Here is an 18533-nt window from a genome sequence, read left to right as displayed (position 1 = left end):
GCGATTACCCTAAAATGTCCACGGTTTCATCAGGGCGCAGGTATGGCACACCGTTAATATTGATGAAATCAGGGCTAGTAATATCGAACGTGATTTTGTGAATCAGTGCGCTGCCGCCTGCGCTGTCTGCGTCAATCAGGTCTGACAGCTTCAGCTTCACGCCGAACATGTCGATGTTCAGCACATCGCGACCGACTGCGCCAAAGCCTTTGGCGTCGAACGTGCCCAGTCCACGAAACGAACCTTTGATTTTTGCGGCGGCCAAAATCAGGTTCAGGTTTGCGGTGTTGACTTCAAGATCACCCGCCGCTGACACTTCGCCGTCCACGTAACCATCTGGAATGCCATTGGTGTACGTCACCGCATCGCCATCTGTGATGGAAAGCGTCCATTTCTGCGCGTTGATTTTCAGGCCGCCAAGCATGAACTTGAGGTTTTTACCGGAAATACGTTGGCTCATTGTTATGCCCCTGTATCAGCTGGGTTAGAGAGATCAAGCGCCACATTCACCACGATGTGTTTTGGGCAGTTGTGCGGGCGAACCATTAGGCCGATGTTCACCTTCTCTTTGGTCATCCATTGAATGTTCACGTCTTCATCACGTGGCGGCATGATTTCACCAGGGAAAGTGACACCACCAATCGCCGTGGTTTTGCTCATCACGCGCATGTCAGACATGAAATAGGTTTTATTGAACGCCATTGACTCTGGCGTGGAGTTCAGAATCTTGTCACCAATGCGGCGAATCGCTTTGATGCGAATACGGCGGTTCAGCTTGTGCACTGGGCGAACGTATTCAATGAACTGGTAATCGCCGCCTTTGGCTTCGAGCGTCATGGCGTTTGTCCAGTAAACGCCCTCGTAATCGGCATACCATTGCGGCAGGGATAAACGCGCATCCGCCAAGGTGGTAATTGTGGACATTTCAAGCGGCTTGCCTGCGCTATCCACTGGCATATCGCCCAATCCCAACACGTTGCCCGTTGCCACGCGCATTGGCGTATCGGCTACCGTTACGCTGCGGTCACACAAGCGGCCAGCCAGCACACCCACGTTATTGCCGTTAAGTTGGGGAACCGGCACAACCATATTCGCTGCCACGTCTTTCACTAGCGTCAGCGTTGCGGCGGTGTAGTCTGCCCATGTTTGGGTTTCCGCATCGATGCCCGGTGTTGCAGCAAGGAAAAACACCCAGCGGCCCAGCTTGCTGACAAGCTCCGTGGCTTTGGCTTGCATGTCATCAAAGGCGGCTTTGTCGGTGGTTTCATCCACGATCACAATGCCTTCGAATGATTGGGTTTTATTCGCCACGTCTACGGCATCAGCCCATGTTTCTGCGCCTTCACCTGCCGCCAGCCCATAAATGGCCGCCGTCCAGTTCTGCTTGCCATTTAGCTGGGCGGCAATCACGGCTTTGCCGAGTGCATCGTCAGCCACCACATCATCCAAATCAGACATGGCAGACACATTAATGAGTTTGCCGATCAGTTCCGGTTTTGCGGTCGTGCCGACGAACAACAAGTGGCGTTCAATTTCAGGAATGCCGCCCTGCCCTAAGTTCAAGTTATTGATTTCAACCTTTCCGGTAGACATCGCTATTTCCTTTTCTGTGCCTGCTCGAATAGCTTCACAAGCTGGCGGTTAACGTCGGTTTTCGAACTGCCCAATATCTGCCGTTCGTCCAGTGGAATGTCCCACTGTGTTTGCTTTGGTTTGCCGCTCAGTTCGCGGATAATCGCGCCCGCTTTGCCTTGCGTCAGATTCGTTTGAATCCATGCCAGTGTTGGCTTTTTGCGGCCTTTGCCGTTTTTCGTCGAGACGGTGTAACCCAGTTCCCGAAGTTTTCGCGCCATGCCCTTGGTAGCAGGTGCGCTGTAATCTGGTTTTCCAAAGCGGCGCTGCAACTGCTTGGCGCTCATGCGCTGCTTTTGGCCTACGTGGTGCCTTGCCGCTGTTCGGGCGGTCATCTTGTTGCGCCACGTTAAATCAAGCGCTTTGCCACCATTTCGCACATAGGGTTCCAAACCCTTTGCCATGCGGCGAAACATCTTTTTGCGGCCCTTCTTGCGCGGGGCAAGTGCTCTACCGTGAATGTCTTTTTGTTGGCTGATTCGCTTTCGCGTGTTGGCCTTTTCCCAGCGCCCCAGTGTTTTCAATAACCAAATTCGCTTGCGGGGCGGCATGGCTAACAGTGCAAGTTTCTGTTCAAACTTCAGTGCGTCATTTTTGTTGAGGCTAACCGTTGGCTTCATTGATAATTTCCGCCTCTTCTGCCGTGTAAATCGGCGCGGTTTGCACTCGGTATTGTTGGCCTTGATACGTGATTAGCCCGTCAGGGTCGGGGATCATTTCAATCACTTCTGAAAGCTCTACTTCGATGGACACATCCGCCGTGCCATCGTCCAGCACATCCACGCTTATGCTTGGGTCTTCCAACTCTGTGCTGGCGCGGTCGTGGTCGTATTCGCTCAACCAACAGGCCACAGAAGCCAACAAATAACGCGGGTCAAACAACTGGTGCGGAAACCCTTCAACACTGATCACCGCGTTGTATTGCCACTCGGCAATCACCATTCCGCCGTTGCCTCTGTCTTCACCTGAAATCACCAACTTGGCGTTTTCTTGCCAAGCGTCGATTTTGTTATCCAACACGCCTGTTTTCAGGTGCGACACCATGTATTCAGTGAGGTGTTCCAGCTTAGTTTTGGTGTATGCGTCAGCCATCAGATCAACTCGATACCGTTAGGACTTTCGCCCAGCATTTGTGCAATATCGCGTGTGCTTTGGGCGCGGAATCTGTCGCCCATCTCGCCTGCATCTTCGGCGGTGTTTTGGGCTTCATCGCGTCGATTCTGTGTCGCGAACTCTGGCAACAAATCAGCGTGAGCACGTGTGTAAACCGCGCGTTTGTACAAATGCACTTTTGCGCCTGAAAGCTCAGAACCTGCCAAGGCTGACAAATGGCCTTGCACTGCATCAGCGGCAATTTCTACCGCCGCCGCCATGCTGGATTCATCAAACACATGAGGAATGCGGCGAAGCTGGCGAAACTCGGCGGTGGACAGTTCCGGCCATCCGTTACCCGCTATCACTGTGCTGTCGGTGCGTTGCACCTTGCCGCCTAAACTCATGTTTCACTCTCTCAATTAGGGCGCTTCTGCCACTTGGTCATAGACATTGGGTGTAACCTTGCGGTTATCCCGTCTCGCAAGCCGAAGCGCGTGGGGGTCAGGAGTCGTTATAAATTCGTGCCGTCGGTCAACGCTTTAATGCGTGCCGGAATGCGGTTTTTAGTCAGGTCAGAAACCTGCGCTTTGCTGTCGAGTTGGTCGGCTTTTTCCAGCAGTTCCAGTGCGGCTGTCAGTGTTTCCACATCGCCCACGTGGGTGGCTTTCACTGTGCCGTCTTCACCGCGCAACAGGTTTTGCCCCGCCAGCTTGTAGAACTTGGCACTCACCTTTTCATGCAGACGCCATTCATCAGACTGAATGCGCTCAAACACTTGGCTGAAATACGGTTCAACACTTTGCCCGTTCTTCACCTGCTCGGTTGCCCACTGGTGAATACTGTCAGCACAGAAGGTTTGCCAATCACGCTTGATGCGTTCAGGGGTTGGCACGTTGAGTTCGATGGCCTTCAAACACCATTCAATGAAGGTGTCGAGTTCGCCAATGTCGAACAGCCACAGCACAACTTCAGAGAAAATCGGGTTTTCATACGTGGTGCTACCTACCAAATAGGCTTCGGCAACAGGGCGGTATTTCGGCATTAACACCGTGCGCTTATGCTCGATTTTGTCTGCTATCGCGTTGAAGGATTTAAGCGTTTGGCGATCGGCTTCTAGCTCGATTAAACGCAGTTCGAGGGTGTCAGGGCTTGCCGCGATAACAGGCAGGGTTTCCCCTGCACTGTTGCGGTCGGCCTTCATCTTTTCGCGCATTGCGCGGATAGGGCTAACCATGCTCGTCCCTTACTGCGCTGGCGTTGGAGACGTTACAGCTTCAATCGCTGCGAACTTCTTGTGGTTGTCCACACCATAAGCCGCCATGCGAAGCCATGAACTTTCGATGCCCGCTTCGTCTTCTTCCCACTGCGCCACCTTGCGGTATTGGGTACCGCTTTGCGCCATTGCGTGAAGGTTCTTGAGCGACGTCACCCAGATTTGACCGCTCTTGAAATAAGGCGGGATAAAAGACGGCAAACCACCAATCGACTTATCAAGCTTCTGTGCTGCCGCATGTTCGGTTGGTGTCGTTGCTGCATCAGACAAACGAGATTGCTCTGCAGAAACTAGGTCACGCGCTACCAGTACAACCAGATCACCGTCTTCTTGGTGAGGGTCTTCGATGATGTCGTGAATCATGGATTTCACGATGGAATCAAGGTTTTTGTAAGCACCTTCGGTTTGGCCTGTTGCGTCTAGCACCACTGACGGAAGAACTTGATCAGGGAATTGCTCCTTCATCACGGTCAACCAACCTTTGTTGACGTCTTCGCCGTTCGGGCACTTAACAGGATCAGTATCTGCCGCAATGGTTACACCGTGGAAACCGATGCGCAGAACATCCAATGCGAATTGTTTTGAAACGCTTGCATTCAGCAACTTCATGAACTCGCCATTTTTGCCAGCGTTCGCCCACTCAGTAAGCAGTTCGTATGGCACAAATGCATTTGAATCTTGCTTTGCCATTTCATAAACGGTGCCTGTCACGCCAACTTCGCGGCGGAAACGTCCGTTTGACTTACGACCTGTCAACAAATTGCCCGTGCCCACATCAATGGTTTGGCCTTTGATTTGTTGTTTCAGGTCAAAAGAGATCAGCTTTAGGAAAGCGTCAGACTCTTTGATTGCTTCACGCAGTTTTGTTTCTTGCGGTGAAGCGATATTGAACAGCTTACCTTTGCGAATGCCGTTGCTTTTTAACTCGCCGAAGTAGCCATCAATGACTTTGTTTGTTTCTGGATTAACCGTCAGCATTTACCAGATCTCCACGTTATTTGATGCGCCTTCGCCTAGCGGGCGCTGCCCCGGCTCTTCTTGCAACAGTGAATTGAATTGGGTTTCTAAGCCGTTCAGCTTTTCAACCATTGGGGTCAATGCTTCATTCAACGCGGCGCTGAATTGTTCGGCATTGAAGGTTTCGCCGTTATCGGCTGGCGGTGTTTCTTCGCCGCCTTCTTGCGGGGTTGCTGGCGCTGGGGCTGCCGTGAACTTTTGTTCAATGGCATCCAAACGCGCAGTGAACGGTTGCAGGGTTTCTGCAAGCGCTGCTTTTAGTTGTTCTTCGGTCACTTCTGTGTCCTCGGGTTGGGGTTGCGTGTCGGTCGGGGTCAGTTCTTCTGTTCCAAACAGATCACGCATAACGCTGTAGAAGCGGCGGAAACGTGATTCGTCAGAAAACTCGGACAGGTTGAGCGGCTCCAACTGGGCTTCTCGCTCAATGTTTTCATTGCCAATAGAGAACTTCAGCATTTGCGCTCCGGTACTGGCTGGGGAGTCGGTCACGGCCAGACCGCGCAGGTAGCACTTGCCTGTGCCTGCATAGTTCTCTTTGATTTCGATGCTACTAAATAGCTTTTGCCCATCAGCATTGGCAGAAAGCAGGTATTGATTTGGGGTAATTTTGGCGATAAGACGCATTTTACCTGCGCGCTTTTCGGCTTTAACTTCGGAGACAAAGCCCCAGTTTTTGCCCTCAAATGGCCCCCACGTTGAACGAAAGTGTTCCGGCCAGATCATGGCGGTGTATTCGTCCAAGCTGTAGGTTTCGGCCATGTCCTGAATCCATTCCTTCAGGATGATGCGGTCGTCAATTGTGTTGCCTTCAGTCGCCACAATTTTCCATTCGGAAGTTTTTGCCATATCGGTTACATGCCTCTGCCTTTAATGCGTTATGGAATATCGAAATTACGGGCAAGGTTAGGGCTTTGAGGGGGTGGTTTCATCTGGTTCCATTCCTGAAAATTCGGATATTGGCTGTATCCGAATTCGTCGGAATCTGACTTGAATTTTTAGCGGCTTTAACTGCGTAAACTGCCGCTCATGGCATATCCAATTGAACTGCGGGAAGCGGCCAAACGGCTGTACTTGCGACGGTATACACCGGACGAAATACGCGAAGAACTCAACGGGGCGCTACCGAATAACCGCATCATTTATCACTGGGCGGAAAAATACGGTTGGCGTGATTTGTTGCGCGAAGAAGAAGTGGACGAGGCGATCGCCCGCCGTGTTGTTGTGCTTACCAATCAGGCCGAGAAATCACCGGCACAGCTAAAAGAGCTCGACATGCTGATTGAAAAGCATGTGAAGTTGAAAAAGCAGCGCCAGCAAGCCGCCAAACAGCCACAGCACGACGACAGCGACAACGGCAAGCCAACGCGACAGCAAAGCGGGAATAATCGCACAGCGACGCGCAGCGGCGACGACAAGCCCAAGAAAGGGAAGAAACAGAAGAATGATGTTAGTGAAATCACAGAGGATGATTTTGCCGACCTTCACGCCAGCTTCTTCAAATACCAGCTTACGATGCGTGAGAACCTGCATCAGCGCACGCGTAACATTCTTAAATCACGTCAGATTGGTGCCACCTTCTATTTTGCGTGTGAAGCATTGGAAGACGCGATACTCACGGGCGATAACCAAGTTTTCCTTTCCGCCTCCCGTGCGCAGGCTGAGATTTTCCGCACCTACATTGTGAACATTGCCCGCGAATTTTTGGGCTTAGAACTCACTGGCAAAAACCCAATTTTGAGCAACGGCGCAGAACTGCGGTTTTGTTCAACCAACAGCAACACCGCACAGGGCTTTCACGGCCACGTTTACGTTGATGAATATTTCTGGATTCCCAAGTTTGATGTACTCAACAAACTGGCATCCGCCATGGCGACACACAAGAAGTGGCGCAAAACCTACTTTTCGACGCCATCAACCAAAACCCACCAAGCCTATACGTTTTGGTCTGGCGACAAATGGCGCGGCGAATCTGAAACCCGCAAAAGCATTGCATTCCCAACGTTCACGGAGTACCGCGAAGGCGGCGCACTCTGCCCCGATAAACAATGGCGTTATGTCGTCACCATTGAAGATGCAGCGGCGGGCGGTTGTGATCTGTTTGATATTGATGAACTGCGCGAGGAATACAGCAAAAGCGATTTCGCCAACCTGTTCATGTGCGTGTTTGTTGATGGTAACGCCAGCGTGTTTGCGTTCAGCAAGCTGGAAAAAGCCATGGTGGACGCCGCCAAATGGAAAGATTTCAAACCCGGTACCGCGCGGCCTTATGGCAATCAAGAAGTGTGGCTGGGGTATGACCCAAGCCGCTCACGTGATAACGCCTGCTTGGTGGTGATTGCCCCGCCGATCACCAACGCTGAATTATTCCGCGTTCTGGAAAAACACTATTGGAAAGGGCTGAACTTTCAATACCAATCTAACCAGATTGATGAAGCCTTCAACCGTTACAACGTGACCTACATCGGCATTGATACCACAGGCATTGGCGCGGGCGTGTGGGATTTAGTGAGCGCGAACCACCCGCGTGAAGCGGTTGCCATTCACTACAGCAACGAAAACAAAAATCGCCTGGTACTCAAGATGATTGATGTGATCGACGCAGGCCGCTTGGTGTGGGATGCCGAACACAAAGACATCGCCATGGCGTTCATGGCAATCAAACGCGTTTCCAGCGGCAGCGGCAACATGATGACGTTCAAAGCCGAGCGCAGCGAAACCACAGGCCATGCCGATGCGTTCTGGGCCATTGCTCACGCGCTGATAAACGAGCCACTGAACCATACCAACCAACGCAAATCCACTTGGGCACTATCACGATGACAGAAACCACAATGACAAAAGCCGCAAACGACGACAGCCAAACCAGCAGTGAAACTGGCGAATCTCTCGCTTTTTCCTTTGGCGGTGTCGAACGTGCTGGCAGCTTTGGCGGCGAATACAGCGATCTGCATTACAACGACATGGACGACTATTGGGAACCGCCACTAGATACGCTCTTTCTCGCGCAACTTGCAAACCAGCAAGCGCACCACGGCAGCTTGATAAATGCGCGTGCGGGTTACATTGCTGCTCGCTTTCAAGGTGGCGGCGGCGGTATTACATCAGAAGAAATAAGAGCACTGGCGCGTGACTACATTCAGTTCGGCCACCTTGGTGCGCAAATCATCTTCAACCGGATGCGCCAACCCATGATGCTGGGCCACCTTCCCGCCATGTACCTGCGCCGCAAAAAGAACCGTGATTTTGTTCTGCTTGAACGCGACGACAAGAAAATATCCATTTCGCAAAGTGCCATCGCCTTTGTGAAGCAATACGACCCACAACAGCAAATTTACGGCCTGCCTGACTACCTTGGCGGCGTGCAAAGTGCCCTATTAAACGTTGATGCAACCTTGTTCCGTCGCAAGTATTACCTAAACGGTGCGCACATGGGTTACATCTTCTATGCAACCGACCCAAGCCTAAGCAAAGAAGATGAAGACGAACTGAAATCCAAGATTCAATCATCAAAAGGGATCGGCAACTTCCGTTCATTGTTTATCAACATTCCGAACGGCAAAGAGAAAGGCATTCAACTGATTCCGGTGGGCGACATTGCCACCAAAGATGATTTCGAGCGCATCAAAAACATTACCGCGCAAGACGTGTTAGTGGCTCACCGTTTTCCCGGCGGAAAAGCAGGCATTATCCCGCAGGGTAACGCGACGTTTGGCGACCCAACAAAAGTGGGGCTTGAATATGCGCGTGATGAAATTATTCCTGCGTGCAAACTGATCATGGAAGGCATTAACAAACAAGTGCCACCGCGTTTGCATGTGAAGTTTGATTTAACGCTCCCAACCGCTGCGTAACACTGTACAAACAACCAGCAGTTACCTTACTATTGCCAAGTCGGTCAATTGGTTAAAGGATGGTTGTCAATGCGTGTTGATTGCCAATGCGGTTCACAAGCGGTGGTGAGCCGCAGTGAAGGGAAAAACCCCACAACAGCAGAATTATACTGCTCATGCAAAAAACCCGAGTGTGGACACTCTTTTATATCCACCCTCGGGTTTAAACATTCCGTGTTTTCGCCATCTGGCGTGATGCACGCTGCCTTTGTTCAAGGTACCCGCATTTATTGCGGTTGCGGTGAACGGGCGACCATTCAAAAAACCAATCGCCTTTCCAGCAATGTGTCTGACCTTTATTGCGTCTGTTCGGGCTGCGGTCATCGCTTCGTGATGTGTCGCGCCTTCTCTCACACCCTTAGCCCGTCAGCCTTCACAACAGAAGCACTGACCATGGCAATTATCCAATCCGTAACACCTTCGGTTCGTCGTAGCCTTCAACAACAGCTTGCGCTGTTTTAACGTCCCCTCTGACTAACCCAATCAAATAATCTGTGACCGCGTTTTCTTCAGGATGCGCGGTATTTTCAGCCGCGCGGGTTTCAATCCAACGGATTGCACGAATCTGGTTTGTGCTCATGTTACCTCTGGCAATATTCACTGTGTAAACGGTTCATTTTTATTGGTTTTTAGCGCACTTCATGCGGCGAATACGTTTCATATTGCATCGCAATTCGTGATTTTTCCGTAAATGACAGCGCCGTATTAGCCTTGCCTTTTCATTTCCAAGAGAAGGGATCGCGGCTAACACGCTGAATTTAGCGCCGATTTTTTGCGCGTCAATAGCAGTGCCCAAAATGGTCCAATTCTTGCCATAAACTCCCCGTAATAGTCCTTTTTTGGGAACGGAGTTCCATGGAACCTATTGTTGAGATTATAAAAAGGCGTAGACAAGAAGCTGGACTGACGCAACAACAACTGGCGGAAAAGTCAGGCATAGGCATAAAAACCTATCGGCGGATTGAGCAAGGTGCAGACATGCGCTTGAGCCAATATCGCGCCGTGATTCGTGCGCTTGGCATTGCGGATTTAGATGTGTCGTTAGATATGCTTGATGTGGAACACACCAAAGGGGAAGACGTAGCAGCCGCAGCACGGCTGCTCACTGAGGAAAGCCGCCGCGCCTTGGTGCAAATCATTGTGGCTGAATGGGAACGCAGCAAGGACGGCGAGTAGGTTTAGGCTAAAGTCCTTTTCAGTAATTCGTTCAGTGAGGCGTCGAATTCTTCCAACAACTTCACGCGGTGATCAGCATCAAGAACGGGAACAGGCACAAACTCAATGCCACTTCTCACCAGTTCTTCAACCAACACCAATGACTTTCGCATTTCAACTGGGCTTTGCTTTTGGGGTGCCATGTGCTTATTGCTCCTTAGCCCACATTTTGGATTTGGATGTAAAGCTCCGCGAAACCACGCAAGTGGCTTTCGCTTGGCTGGTAGCCGTGGTGCTTCATAAAAGCCACTGACATGTTTTGGATAAAGCGCATTTTGTCGGCTGGGTTCATGCTGTTTGCTCCTGTGCTTCTGCGGCCATTGTTGCTGCCTCGCCCATTACGGCAGAACGCGCTTGAATCATTAGCAAGGCATCGCGGTAGCAATCGTGCAGGCTGTTATGCGCCACCATCCAATCGGGCTTTTCGAAACCGTCGATGTATCCGCTTGTTCCGCCCGTGAAGGCATCAACGTAGGTGCGAACGTCGCGCACCTGGTTAAATTTCCAAGGGGCTTTTTTGCCGTTGGCTTTGTACATGTGACCAAGGATTTTGAAATCAAAGTCAGTGCCACGGCTGAACGGTTGGCAATCGCCAATGAATTCCGCCAACACGTTAAGCGCCACGCCAACCCTTACCGAACACGTTTCCCAAAGCTCGTGAATTGCGGCGTCACTTTGCTTGTTCCACCATTCAATCGTGCTGGCTGAGTGGGTGCGGCCTTGCAAAAGCTGTTGTGTCACATCAATGGCCGTGTGAATTTCCTGCATCTTTTGTTCTTTGTCGCCGAAGCGATCGAACTTCACGGCGGAAAGCGTCAGCACAATGGCTGTTTCGGTCACGTCTAGCGTTTCGGTGTCGATCACGACGGTGTTGGTTACTGCATCTTGATTGAATGTCAGTGTGAGTTTGTCAGTTAACGCCATGGTTATTTCTCCCTTCCCAATATTGTTTCGACGGGTCGATGTCTGCCAGCGGCTCCGCCAGTGGTGGCAACGGTGTGCCGATGTCTTTCAAGTTGAAGTGCTGGGGCAAACTGAATACCCCGCTTTTATGTTCGGGCTTCCAAACATGCAGGCTGATGCCTTTTTCTGTTTGGCGTACCCGCATTTTTTCGCCTTCGGCGTTTGTCACTGGTCGCCCAGTGGCTAATTCGCGAATTTCGCGCTCGCTGGCGTGTCTGCCAACACTGGCGAGGTGATCAATAATCTGGTCTCGGAAGGTGTTTAGATCGTTTTTAGATCCTTCCGTACAGTTATTGATAGAACTCCAAGCTGCGTCGCTGCCGCTTTGCTCAAGAGCAGGAGCAGGAGCACAAGAGCGTGAAGCGTCAGATTTCTTGTTAATAATCCAGCCGTCTTTGCGCGTCTCGATAATGTTGATGAGGTGTTGAAGGCCACGAATCTTTTTCACGTCTTCGCCCACGGCGTTTTCTTTGAAGGTGTAGTGAATCTGAACCGGGCGTTCTGCACGTTTGGCGAATGGACCACCCATCGCCTCTACATACATGTCCCAACGGCTAGCACATGACGCAAGGCGTGCTTGTTCCATCGCATCACACGCGGCTTTCACTTCTGACCATGGAGCCATCTCAAGCACATAAGGGCGCTCGTCTTGTTTGGCGGCGGTGCGGTTGGCTTTCTCTGATTCGGTTTCAAGGCGGCGAAGTTCGCGCCATACGGTGACAGAAGGGCCACCAATTTGTTGAAACTGGCGAATGCCCCATTCACTTGCCCATCCCATGACATCGTTCGCGGTGAACTCGGCGCTTTCGCCTGACTCTTCATCAATATCCACTTTGTGACCGTCGATATTTTTAGAAATGTATTTGGCGATGTAGCCCGTTGCGCTGCCGCGGTCTGGGTCGATTGGCACGTATTTCATGCGCGGCTCAATGCGCTCGGTAACCATGTCGGCCACTTCACCGCAGTGGGCGTGGAAGTTTGACCAGAAGGCAATCAGGGCGCTTTCGTCCATGCCTTTGGTTTGCTTGGTGAATTGAGACATCCACTTTTTGGTCGGTGAGAATTGCAGGTCACTGCTTTGGCCTACGTGAACGGCGGCTTTCTTGAAGTCATCCCCTGTCACGTGCAATTCTTCGCGATCGGCTTCGGTGAAGTAGTTACCAAATACCCAAGTGATCAGCGCTTCATGTTCTGGCTTGAAGAACAACAACAAGTGCCAGTGCGGTGTTGCATCGTGGTGCGGTTCACACACGCGAAAACCCATGACAGGGATTTCGTTACGGCCAAGGAATGCACGCACACGCGCCCATGCTTTTGACAGGTGCTTTTGCGCATCACGTGGCGTGGTGCCTTCGTATTTGCTGTTTGGGTAAACCTTGCCGCTTTTCTTGTTGGTTTTGAATGCGTGAAAACGCGAAGGACAAGTGACGGTGAAGAACCCCGCCGACATGCCTTGTTCTTCTGCGATGGTTTCAAACCCGCGCATTCTGACCATCAATTCAACACGGCGGTTTTCTGGGTTAGAAACCGACGCATCAACGGCTTGCACAAGTGCAATTTCTTCGTCGGTGATTTCGTTGCGGGCAATCATTTGCTCAAGCGCTTTACGGCCAGCGATTTGGCGCTCGCGGTATTGCTGCTTTGCGGTGTCGCTTAGGTACGCGGAAACCCCTTTGCGAACTTTGCCAAGCATGATGCGGCAATGTTCGCAAAAACGTCTGTAGCGAATCTCTAATTTGTTTTCCCACCAATCTGCAGAAACCATGCGGGCAATGGCGGCGAGTTGAAAGTGTTCTTCTACGCGGGCGTCGTATTCTTCGTTGGTTTCATCTTGTAGGCGGCTAATGCGTTGCGCTGGCAATGACACGTGGAAATCCCAGCGGCCTGCAATCTTGGTGATTTCTTCGCATAGGGTTTCAGCGTTCGCGCCTTCGGCTGCACCTGTCACCATAAGGTCATAACACTGTTTTGCCATGTCGCTTGCCACTTGGGCGCGGCGCACTTCGTTGGCGAGGGCTTCAACGTGTACAGGCAATTTGCCCACAGCTTCGGTGACCATTTCCACTTTTTTGCGCAACCAGATGTTTGCACTTCGGCTTTGCCCACGCATACCAATGTATTTCACCCAGCGGGTAACGTATTGGTTCCAAATGGTTGAGGCGATGTCGCGCGGCAAATCACTGATCAGCTTTTCAGCAAACTTGGCGTCAGCTTTCCACACCATGTAGTACTGCGCATCCCAGTTAATCAGCTCTTTTGGCGGCAGTGTGGTTCTGCCGCCTGTTTCAGCAATGTGGATCAGCTTCTTCGACTTTTCTTGCAGGCGCTTGATTTGCCCGAAGACCTTTTTAGGGGTCTTCGGTGCAATGGCGAAATCTGCGTAGTAGTCGTGAATGGTTGGGTTCACGCGGCCACCTTCGCGAAAAGGTGTGCGGTTTTCTTGGTGTGCGAAATGATGTGGCTAGGGCCAACGGGAATATTTGAGAACCGGTTACCTTTGTCCCAAATGAACCACGCGTATTCACACGAATCTGAACCGCCGCCAACAAAGCGCGGGCGGGGAATGATGATTGGTGTTTTTTCAGGAAAGCCCACTTCTGCCCAAAACGGCACACGCTTGGTTGAACCTAAGAAGTTCACGCGCTGCAAATATGCCATGGTGCCGTCTGGGGCTAACTCACTCAGACTTTTACGAATGAATTCTTCCGTCAGTGAAAACGGCGGGTTCGTGATGATCACATCTTGTTGGCCGAATGGCGTGGTTAGGTAGTCGATACCTTGCTCAATTTCAGCGAATGACTTTTGGCCTTCTGGCAGGTTCACGCGGTTGAAGATGGCGCCCGTACCAAAACAAGGCTCAAGAAAACGATCACCTTCACGCAGTTGAAGTTGCGCCAATAGCGCTTCAACGCATTCAGACGGCGTTGGGTAAAGTTCACGTGGAATGGTGTTGCCGTGGGTGCTGCTCATGCTGCAATCTCCGAAAGTAAAGGCTGTTCAACGTTGGCATTCACCAACACTCGCGCCATGGTTGGCGGCACTGAATTACCCACGCGGGCCACTTGGGCTCGTTTGGTTAGCTTTTTGCCGTTCATGTCGTGGCTGATTTTGTAAGTGGCTGGAAAGTCGTGAGCGGCGTAAAGCTCGTGCGGTTCGAGCATTCGCATACCAATGTCGATGATTTGGTACTCTTCACCGTGAACAGTGACCAAGCCAAAGCGGTCTTTTGTGGTAACGGTATCAAGTGGCGAATTGCAGCTTCCTGCGTGGCTTGTGCCGTAGTACTTCACAAGAAATGCACGCACTTCACCAAGGTGTAAACCACCCGCTGAAATGGTGTGAAGTGGTTCGGCTGCGCCGTGTCCTAAGTTGGTACCGCGCATTTTGATGACATGGCTTGTCACCAAAGCGAAGTGACCGCCTTTCACTTGAGCGCAAAGGGTGCGCAATGGCTCATCAAGTGCCATGTTGCGCTGACCGCTTGCGTTAGCGTGCTCAGTGATGAATGGGATAGCCGCTTGCTCTGGCACGATGAATGGCTCATCGGCATTAAACACAAACTTTTCCAACCCTTTGGCGATGCGCTTCATGGTGTTTTCAGCCAATGGGCGCTTACGGCCAAAGATGGATTTAACAGGGATTGACCAATCAATGATTTCTGCCGCTGTACGGTAAGGCTTTAGGCCATCACCGTGCGTTTGTTCAGGCCACTGGATTTGTGCGCCATCGTTACGGGCAACCAGAAAGAAGCGTTTGCGGGTTGTTGGTACACCAAAGTCACACGCAGATAAAACACGGTGCTCGATGTTGTAGCCCAAACCTTTTTCCAACATGTGATAAGGGAAACCGTCACCCAGCGCGGTGCGGATTTCTTCCCAAGCTGGGTGCGCCGAATCAAGGCCAGTTGAAAGGCATTGAATGAACGCTTTGAAGGTTTCGCCCTTGCGTTGTGGATCAGGTTTGAATTGACCAGGAGCCACTTCCAACAATGGCCCCCACGTCATAAATTCTTCTACGTTTTCCAGCATAAACACGCGAACCGGCACAAGCGCTGCCCAACGAACAGCCACCCATGCCAAGCCGCGAATATTCTTATCTACAGGGCGGCTGCCTTTGGCTTTTGAGAAGTGTTTGCAATCAGGACTAAACCACGCCAAACCAACCGGACGGCCTTCACATGCTTCAACGGGGTCAACGTCCCAAACGCTTTCGCAGTAATGGCGCGTTTCAGGATGATTGGCTTTATGCATCGCGATGGCTTCTGGGTCGTGATTGATCGCAATATCAACATGACGGTTCAAACCCAACTCCATGCCAGTGCTTGCACCGCCACCACCTGCGAAATTATCAACAACCAATTCGTTCGCGTGAATCATGCTGCAATCTCCTTCTCTTCGTTCAAATCGGCCCACTTTTCGATCAGTCGGTCTTCCATGCCGTTAATGGTTTCACGCGTAAAACCTGCGCCTTTGCTTGAATCCAGATAAACCGTTGCTTCACTTCTCAAATCGATAATCTCAACCAACACGACGCGCTTACTTGCCCAAACAGAAACATCAACAAAGAAGCGGCGTGGCGTTGCCAAAGCAGATTCCGCACTTAGGCTAATCAGCCCTTTGATTGCGGTGGTTATGTCTTTCGCTTGCTGGTTTTCCATGGTGTTCACCTTTATTCACTGACGAAAAAAGCCCCTCGAAAGGGGCAAGACCTTGCTTGTTATTAGTGGACTAGCGTGGAACTTAGGTTTTTCAGGTTGCCAACGGCATTTGAAAAGCGGTTGCTGATTTTGTTTAGCAGCTTGATTCCATCAACAATGGCGGTGCGTTCTTGCTGGTTAAAATCGCGAATTTGTTGGGTGCAGCGGTTGTGGTCGATGCGGGCTGCAATCAACACTAACGCGCGTTCTTCATGAGAAAGTGAACCGAATGCCATGCGAAATTCAGAGGCTTTGTGATCACGGGTGAAATAGTTTTTTGCCTGCGCCAAACTTTCTTCGGCGCGGGGTGCTGGGCTGCCTGCTTGTGCGTCTAACTGCGCGTGAAACTCCGCCACACTGCGCGGCGTTGTTGGTACTGGGCGCAATGAAGGCGCGGTGTTGTCGTTCGCGCTGCTTTTGAGTTGCTTGCGGGCGTTAAGTAACTGGGCTGCGTTGCTCATTGGGTGATCTCCTTATGCGGCTCTGCCGTTCACTGAGGCCCATTCCTTCCTAGCCTTGGTGAGTTGTGCATCAATGTGTTTTGCTAAATCTTCGATATGGACCAGCGTCGGGCTGCGCTCGCTTTGGCGCATCTTGAACGTTGGAATAGGGAACTCGCCGCACTTGGCTTGCGCTTCTGCGGTCTTTGGCTGAATGCCGAAAAACTCGATGCAGATTTCTTTCAGTGCAACGGTTGGGCTTTCGAATCTCGCTAGTAGTGCGAATTGGGTATTCATGTTTATTCCTTAGCTCAAGCCGGGCATTGGTAGGCCGTTGCCGATCGCTTCCATGGACATGGAAAGGAAAGGCGCAGCGCTAGCCGTGCGGTTTTCTAATTCGTTGATAAGCAGCACAAGGTTGCGAACACCGCGCTGTGCTGTTTCGCGAAGGGTTTCGCGTTCGGTGCGGGGCAGGTGGTTTGCGTTGCCGTGTTTCAGTGCGGCAGTTGAAAGCTCACCTGCATTCTGTGAAGCCAACAAGGCGTGAACCGCCAGTGTGTTGCCTTCGCGATGGTCAGAGACTTTCGCGCCAACCATGTCGCACGCAGACAAAAGACCACTGACCAACAATTCGTTACCTGTTTCGTTGGTAATGTTGATCAGTTCGCGCACGGTAAGTTGGTGCGGTTGCGCTGGGTTCATCTTGTTGCGGAACATTTGCGGCGTCATGCCAACGGTGTTTGCCACCGCTGTCATGTCTTTTGCGTTGGCAAATGCGCAACAAGCGTCATCCCAAATCTTTTGTTTGCGTTCGCGTAATTCGCACATTGAGCTATTTTTAGTCATATCAGACACTCATTTGACGAAATATGGACAAAGAAGAACCGCAATTGCGAACAAGTGATACCAAAATGGCAACTTTTCGAACTGCGGGAATTCATTTGAAGGCTTTTTGATGTTCATGCGGATTGCTCGACGGCTTTTTTTGTCATTGCAATCATGTTCACTAGAACTGCATTTTTAACGCCTCGCTTTGGCATGATGATGATATCGCCATCAGCTTTTAGGCGTTCAAAGGTGTCAGAGGTTAGGCCTGTGCGCTTCAAGAACTCTTTTTTCGTGATGAATGGTGCATCGACAGCTATTTGAATTGAGGACATCGTGATACTCTCCAAGGTTATTTTTGACCTTATTGCGTGATATTGCGGCTTATTGCTATATCAGAAATGTATTTGAGTGAATGATAATGGCTAAATAGCATTTGGTCAAACTTGAAATTAATTTAAATGCGAATCCGATCACTCCACTGGGTGATACTGGCGTTGTGATTGGTGTTTTTTCACTTTATTAGATGAGGAGTTGGGTTTATGGGTAGGTTGATACCGCAAATTCCGCCTTTTGAGTACCTGAAAGGTAAGGAGTTAACGGCCAAGCTCAAAGAAGTGGCGGGAGTGGACACTAACTTGCAACTTGCAGATGTTGTTGGCGTGCCTGCACCCACAATATCCACATGGAACCAAAGAGAACTCACGCCTTATGAATTGATTATTCGCCTGTGCCTAGCGAAAGGCGTAAACCTTGAAGCGCTTGCACTCGGCAAAGGTGATTTGTATAGCCAAGGTTCTGAGCAATCATCGTCTGACTACATAAATGCAAAGCGTTTGGAAAACGGTGAATTGCGTGACCTTTCACCAGTCACCTTGGATAAGGCATATCTCGGAGAGGCGCTGAAACGTGATAACTGTTTGGCTCTTTTTTCTGACAATACTCACTACCTGATCAACACAGATGACACCTCACCATCATCAGGTGATTACTTGATAGATGTAGATGGTTCTTTCTCAGTAAATAGATTGCGCCGCCTTCCTGGCAAAAAGTTATCAGTTGATTTTGATGGCGCTTTAATTGATGTTGCCGAAAGAGAGATCAAGGTAATTGGCCGCGTGGCTATGAGTTTGGTGAAGGGCTAAGAGATGGAAACTAAAGAGCTGTATTTCGTATATCTTTCTCAGCGATTAAACCTCACCGCCGTTCGCCTTTTTAACTGGTCTGAATCAAAAGAACATTATCAAGGAATGGCTGAGGTTAATGGGGACGTGCATTTTCGCACTTATCGCAAAGACTGCATTATCGATCTGTATGAAGATATTGAAGACCTAGCGTTAGCAGAACAAGCATTGCAAGAATATCTAAACTCTCCAGAGAACACATACTTCAATAGACCACCACCTAAACCAGTTGATACTTTCGATGTCCATTTCACTGGGTTCAAAAAATCAGATAAAGAAAAACGGGTATTCGGATTTAAGTGT

General features: G+C 50.7%; 26 protein-coding genes. 6 read left to right on the top strand and 20 right to left on the bottom strand.

The window, feature by feature from the left end; genetic code table 11:
* Window positions 1-4: 4 nt before the first annotated feature.
* The 8 genes from BCT27_RS16135 to BCT27_RS16100 all read right to left on the bottom strand — a co-directional run bounded on the left by BCT27_RS16135 (window position 5) and on the right by BCT27_RS16100 (window position 5863).
* Window positions 5-460 carry a phage protein gene (locus BCT27_RS16135; protein WP_102396247.1) on the bottom strand — a complete coding sequence of 152 codons (456 nt, stop codon included), beginning with the start codon at window positions 458-460 and terminating at the stop codon, window positions 5-7.
* 2 nt (window positions 461-462) lie between these two features.
* The gene (locus tag BCT27_RS16130) at window positions 463-1593 is read right to left on the bottom strand and encodes a DUF2586 domain-containing protein (RefSeq protein WP_102396246.1); all 1131 of its coding nucleotides are present in this window, start codon (window positions 1591-1593) and stop codon (window positions 463-465) included.
* A gap of 2 nt (window positions 1594-1595) precedes the next feature.
* Window positions 1596-2252, bottom strand: a complete 657-nt coding sequence (locus BCT27_RS16125; RefSeq protein WP_102396245.1) for a virion morphogenesis protein — start codon at window positions 2250-2252, stop codon at window positions 1596-1598.
* Window positions 2236-2724: a phage tail protein gene (locus BCT27_RS16120; protein ID WP_102396244.1), complete on the bottom strand. Its 489-nt coding sequence runs from the start codon at window positions 2722-2724 to the stop codon at window positions 2236-2238. The genes BCT27_RS16125 and BCT27_RS16120 overlap by 17 nt, the downstream gene beginning before the upstream one ends.
* Window positions 2724-3131 (bottom strand): head completion/stabilization protein, encoded by a 408-nt coding sequence (locus BCT27_RS16115; RefSeq protein WP_102396243.1) that lies wholly within the window; start codon window positions 3129-3131, stop codon window positions 2724-2726. Before BCT27_RS16115 ends, BCT27_RS16120 begins: the two co-directional genes overlap by 1 nt.
* Before the next feature lie 107 nt (window positions 3132-3238).
* Window positions 3239-3961 (bottom strand): phage terminase small subunit, encoded by a 723-nt coding sequence (gpM, locus tag BCT27_RS16110; protein ID WP_102396242.1) that lies wholly within the window; start codon window positions 3959-3961, stop codon window positions 3239-3241.
* A 9-nt stretch (window positions 3962-3970) separates the two neighbouring features.
* Window positions 3971-4978: a phage major capsid protein, P2 family gene (locus BCT27_RS16105; protein ID WP_102396241.1), complete on the bottom strand. Its 1008-nt coding sequence runs from the start codon at window positions 4976-4978 to the stop codon at window positions 3971-3973.
* The gene (locus tag BCT27_RS16100; protein ID WP_102396240.1) at window positions 4979-5863 is read right to left on the bottom strand and encodes a GPO family capsid scaffolding protein; all 885 of its coding nucleotides are present in this window, start codon (window positions 5861-5863) and stop codon (window positions 4979-4981) included.
* Window positions 5864-6043: 180 nt separating this feature from the next.
* On the opposite strand from BCT27_RS16100, the gene BCT27_RS16095 reads away from it, so the two are divergent.
* From BCT27_RS16095 to BCT27_RS26025, 3 genes are all read left to right on the top strand, one after another.
* On the top strand, window positions 6044-7837 hold the full coding sequence (locus BCT27_RS16095) for a terminase large subunit domain-containing protein (protein ID WP_102396239.1): 1794 nt from the start codon (window positions 6044-6046) through the stop codon (window positions 7835-7837).
* Window positions 7838-7848: 11 nt separating this feature from the next.
* On the top strand, window positions 7849-8868 hold the full coding sequence (locus BCT27_RS16090) for a phage portal protein (protein WP_241908586.1): 1020 nt from the start codon (window positions 7849-7851) through the stop codon (window positions 8866-8868).
* Window positions 8869-8937: 69 nt separating this feature from the next.
* Window positions 8938-9369: an ogr/Delta-like zinc finger family protein gene (locus BCT27_RS26025; protein ID WP_102396237.1), complete on the top strand. Its 432-nt coding sequence runs from the start codon at window positions 8938-8940 to the stop codon at window positions 9367-9369.
* Here the strand turns inward: BCT27_RS26025 and BCT27_RS25680 are convergent.
* Window positions 9308-9487: a hypothetical protein gene (locus BCT27_RS25680; RefSeq protein ID WP_198597579.1), complete on the bottom strand. Its 180-nt coding sequence runs from the start codon at window positions 9485-9487 to the stop codon at window positions 9308-9310. The genes BCT27_RS26025 and BCT27_RS25680 overlap by 62 nt on opposite strands.
* Window positions 9488-9762: 275 nt before the next feature.
* Here BCT27_RS25680 and BCT27_RS16080 point away from each other — a divergent pair, with 275 nt between their 5' ends.
* Entirely contained in the window at window positions 9763-10083 is a 321-nt protein-coding gene (locus BCT27_RS16080) for a helix-turn-helix transcriptional regulator (protein ID WP_102396236.1), read from the top strand.
* 2 nt (window positions 10084-10085) lie between these two features.
* Here BCT27_RS16080 and BCT27_RS16075 read toward each other — a convergent pair whose 3' ends face one another.
* The 11 genes from BCT27_RS16075 to BCT27_RS16030 all read right to left on the bottom strand — a co-directional run bounded on the left by BCT27_RS16075 (window position 10086) and on the right by BCT27_RS16030 (window position 17381).
* A complete protein-coding gene (locus BCT27_RS16075; protein WP_102396235.1) occupies window positions 10086-10265 on the bottom strand; it encodes a DUF1382 family protein in 180 nt (59 codons plus the stop codon).
* Between the two features lie 14 nt (window positions 10266-10279).
* The gene (locus tag BCT27_RS25985) at window positions 10280-10414 is read right to left on the bottom strand and encodes a hypothetical protein (RefSeq protein WP_277872017.1); all 135 of its coding nucleotides are present in this window, start codon (window positions 10412-10414) and stop codon (window positions 10280-10282) included.
* Window positions 10411-11046, bottom strand: a complete 636-nt coding sequence (locus BCT27_RS16070; RefSeq protein ID WP_102396234.1) for a 3'-5' exonuclease — start codon at window positions 11044-11046, stop codon at window positions 10411-10413. Before BCT27_RS16070 ends, BCT27_RS25985 begins: the two co-directional genes overlap by 4 nt.
* Window positions 11033-13492 carry a replication endonuclease gene (locus BCT27_RS16065; protein ID WP_102396233.1) on the bottom strand — a complete coding sequence of 820 codons (2460 nt, stop codon included), beginning with the start codon at window positions 13490-13492 and terminating at the stop codon, window positions 11033-11035. Before BCT27_RS16065 ends, BCT27_RS16070 begins: the two co-directional genes overlap by 14 nt.
* On the bottom strand, window positions 13489-14055 hold the full coding sequence (locus BCT27_RS16060; protein ID WP_102396232.1) for a class I SAM-dependent methyltransferase: 567 nt from the start codon (window positions 14053-14055) through the stop codon (window positions 13489-13491). Before BCT27_RS16060 ends, BCT27_RS16065 begins: the two co-directional genes overlap by 4 nt.
* A complete protein-coding gene (locus BCT27_RS16055) occupies window positions 14052-15461 on the bottom strand; it encodes a DNA cytosine methyltransferase (RefSeq protein WP_102396231.1) in 1410 nt (469 codons plus the stop codon). The genes BCT27_RS16060 and BCT27_RS16055 overlap by 4 nt, the downstream gene beginning before the upstream one ends.
* Complete coding sequence (locus BCT27_RS16050) at window positions 15458-15742, bottom strand: hypothetical protein (RefSeq protein ID WP_102396230.1); 285 nt, start codon at window positions 15740-15742, stop codon at window positions 15458-15460. The genes BCT27_RS16055 and BCT27_RS16050 overlap by 4 nt, the downstream gene beginning before the upstream one ends.
* A 62-nt stretch (window positions 15743-15804) precedes the next feature.
* Entirely contained in the window at window positions 15805-16242 is a 438-nt protein-coding gene (locus BCT27_RS16045; protein WP_102396229.1) for a hypothetical protein, read from the bottom strand.
* Window positions 16243-16254: 12 nt separating this feature from the next.
* On the bottom strand, window positions 16255-16518 hold the full coding sequence (locus BCT27_RS16040; protein WP_102396228.1) for a pyocin activator PrtN family protein: 264 nt from the start codon (window positions 16516-16518) through the stop codon (window positions 16255-16257).
* Between the two features lie 9 nt (window positions 16519-16527).
* Window positions 16528-17067, bottom strand: a complete 540-nt coding sequence (locus BCT27_RS16035) for a phage regulatory CII family protein (protein WP_102396227.1) — start codon at window positions 17065-17067, stop codon at window positions 16528-16530.
* Between the two features lie 113 nt (window positions 17068-17180).
* Window positions 17181-17381 (bottom strand): Rha family transcriptional regulator, encoded by a 201-nt coding sequence (locus tag BCT27_RS16030; RefSeq protein ID WP_102396226.1) that lies wholly within the window; start codon window positions 17379-17381, stop codon window positions 17181-17183.
* Window positions 17382-17588: 207 nt separating this feature from the next.
* Here BCT27_RS16030 and BCT27_RS16025 point away from each other — a divergent pair, with 207 nt between their 5' ends.
* Window positions 17589-18191, top strand: coding sequence for a helix-turn-helix domain-containing protein (locus BCT27_RS16025; RefSeq protein WP_102396225.1), 603 nt, complete (start codon window positions 17589-17591; stop codon window positions 18189-18191).
* Between the two features lie 3 nt (window positions 18192-18194).
* The coding region (locus BCT27_RS16020; protein WP_198597578.1) for a hypothetical protein at window positions 18195-18533 on the top strand (339 nt) is incomplete at its 3' end.

It is taken from the genome of Enterovibrio norvegicus (genome assembly GCF_002876705.1).
Taxonomy (GTDB): Bacteria; Pseudomonadota; Gammaproteobacteria; order Enterobacterales; family Vibrionaceae; genus Enterovibrio; species Enterovibrio norvegicus_B.
The sequence above is the reverse complement of the archived record's forward strand: the minus strand, read 5'-3'. Positions and strand labels throughout refer to the sequence as shown.

What these genes read in the sequence shown, in the direction of transcription:
- BCT27_RS25680 (WP_198597579.1), bottom strand. Translation starts at nt 9,487, where the DNA reads ATGAGCACAAACCAGATTCGTGCAATCCGTTGGATTGAAACCCGCGCG.
- BCT27_RS16080 (WP_102396236.1), top strand. Translation starts at nt 9,763, where the DNA reads ATGGAACCTATTGTTGAGATTATAAAAAGGCGTAGACAAGAAGCTGGA.
- BCT27_RS16120 (WP_102396244.1), bottom strand. Translation starts at nt 2,724, where the DNA reads ATGGCTGACGCATACACCAAAACTAAGCTGGAACACCTCACTGAATAC.
- BCT27_RS16070 (WP_102396234.1), bottom strand. Translation starts at nt 11,046, where the DNA reads ATGGCGTTAACTGACAAACTCACACTGACATTCAATCAAGATGCAGTA.
- BCT27_RS16130 (WP_102396246.1), bottom strand. Translation starts at nt 1,593, where the DNA reads ATGTCTACCGGAAAGGTTGAAATCAATAACTTGAACTTAGGGCAGGGC.
- BCT27_RS16100 (WP_102396240.1), bottom strand. Translation starts at nt 5,863, where the DNA reads ATGGCAAAAACTTCCGAATGGAAAATTGTGGCGACTGAAGGCAACACA.
- BCT27_RS16025 (WP_102396225.1), top strand. Translation starts at nt 17,589, where the DNA reads ATGGGTAGGTTGATACCGCAAATTCCGCCTTTTGAGTACCTGAAAGGT.
- BCT27_RS16125 (WP_102396245.1), bottom strand. Translation starts at nt 2,252, where the DNA reads ATGAAGCCAACGGTTAGCCTCAACAAAAATGACGCACTGAAGTTTGAA.
- BCT27_RS16030 (WP_102396226.1), bottom strand. Translation starts at nt 17,381, where the DNA reads ATGTCCTCAATTCAAATAGCTGTCGATGCACCATTCATCACGAAAAAA.
- BCT27_RS16060 (WP_102396232.1), bottom strand. Translation starts at nt 14,055, where the DNA reads ATGAGCAGCACCCACGGCAACACCATTCCACGTGAACTTTACCCAACG.
- BCT27_RS16090 (WP_241908586.1), top strand. Translation starts at nt 7,849, where the DNA reads ATGACAAAAGCCGCAAACGACGACAGCCAAACCAGCAGTGAAACTGGC.
- BCT27_RS16115 (WP_102396243.1), bottom strand. Translation starts at nt 3,131, where the DNA reads ATGAGTTTAGGCGGCAAGGTGCAACGCACCGACAGCACAGTGATAGCG.
- BCT27_RS16095 (WP_102396239.1), top strand. Translation starts at nt 6,044, where the DNA reads ATGGCATATCCAATTGAACTGCGGGAAGCGGCCAAACGGCTGTACTTG.
- BCT27_RS16045 (WP_102396229.1), bottom strand. Translation starts at nt 16,242, where the DNA reads ATGAGCAACGCAGCCCAGTTACTTAACGCCCGCAAGCAACTCAAAAGC.
- BCT27_RS16035 (WP_102396227.1), bottom strand. Translation starts at nt 17,067, where the DNA reads ATGACTAAAAATAGCTCAATGTGCGAATTACGCGAACGCAAACAAAAG.
- BCT27_RS16055 (WP_102396231.1), bottom strand. Translation starts at nt 15,461, where the DNA reads ATGATTCACGCGAACGAATTGGTTGTTGATAATTTCGCAGGTGGTGGC.
- gpM (WP_102396242.1), bottom strand. Translation starts at nt 3,961, where the DNA reads ATGGTTAGCCCTATCCGCGCAATGCGCGAAAAGATGAAGGCCGACCGC.
- BCT27_RS16105 (WP_102396241.1), bottom strand. Translation starts at nt 4,978, where the DNA reads ATGCTGACGGTTAATCCAGAAACAAACAAAGTCATTGATGGCTACTTC.
- BCT27_RS16075 (WP_102396235.1), bottom strand. Translation starts at nt 10,265, where the DNA reads ATGGCACCCCAAAAGCAAAGCCCAGTTGAAATGCGAAAGTCATTGGTG.
- BCT27_RS16050 (WP_102396230.1), bottom strand. Translation starts at nt 15,742, where the DNA reads ATGGAAAACCAGCAAGCGAAAGACATAACCACCGCAATCAAAGGGCTG.
- BCT27_RS25985 (WP_277872017.1), bottom strand. Translation starts at nt 10,414, where the DNA reads ATGAACCCAGCCGACAAAATGCGCTTTATCCAAAACATGTCAGTGGCT.
- BCT27_RS16040 (WP_102396228.1), bottom strand. Translation starts at nt 16,518, where the DNA reads ATGAATACCCAATTCGCACTACTAGCGAGATTCGAAAGCCCAACCGTT.
- BCT27_RS26025 (WP_102396237.1), top strand. Translation starts at nt 8,938, where the DNA reads ATGCGTGTTGATTGCCAATGCGGTTCACAAGCGGTGGTGAGCCGCAGT.
- BCT27_RS16135 (WP_102396247.1), bottom strand. Translation starts at nt 460, where the DNA reads ATGAGCCAACGTATTTCCGGTAAAAACCTCAAGTTCATGCTTGGCGGC.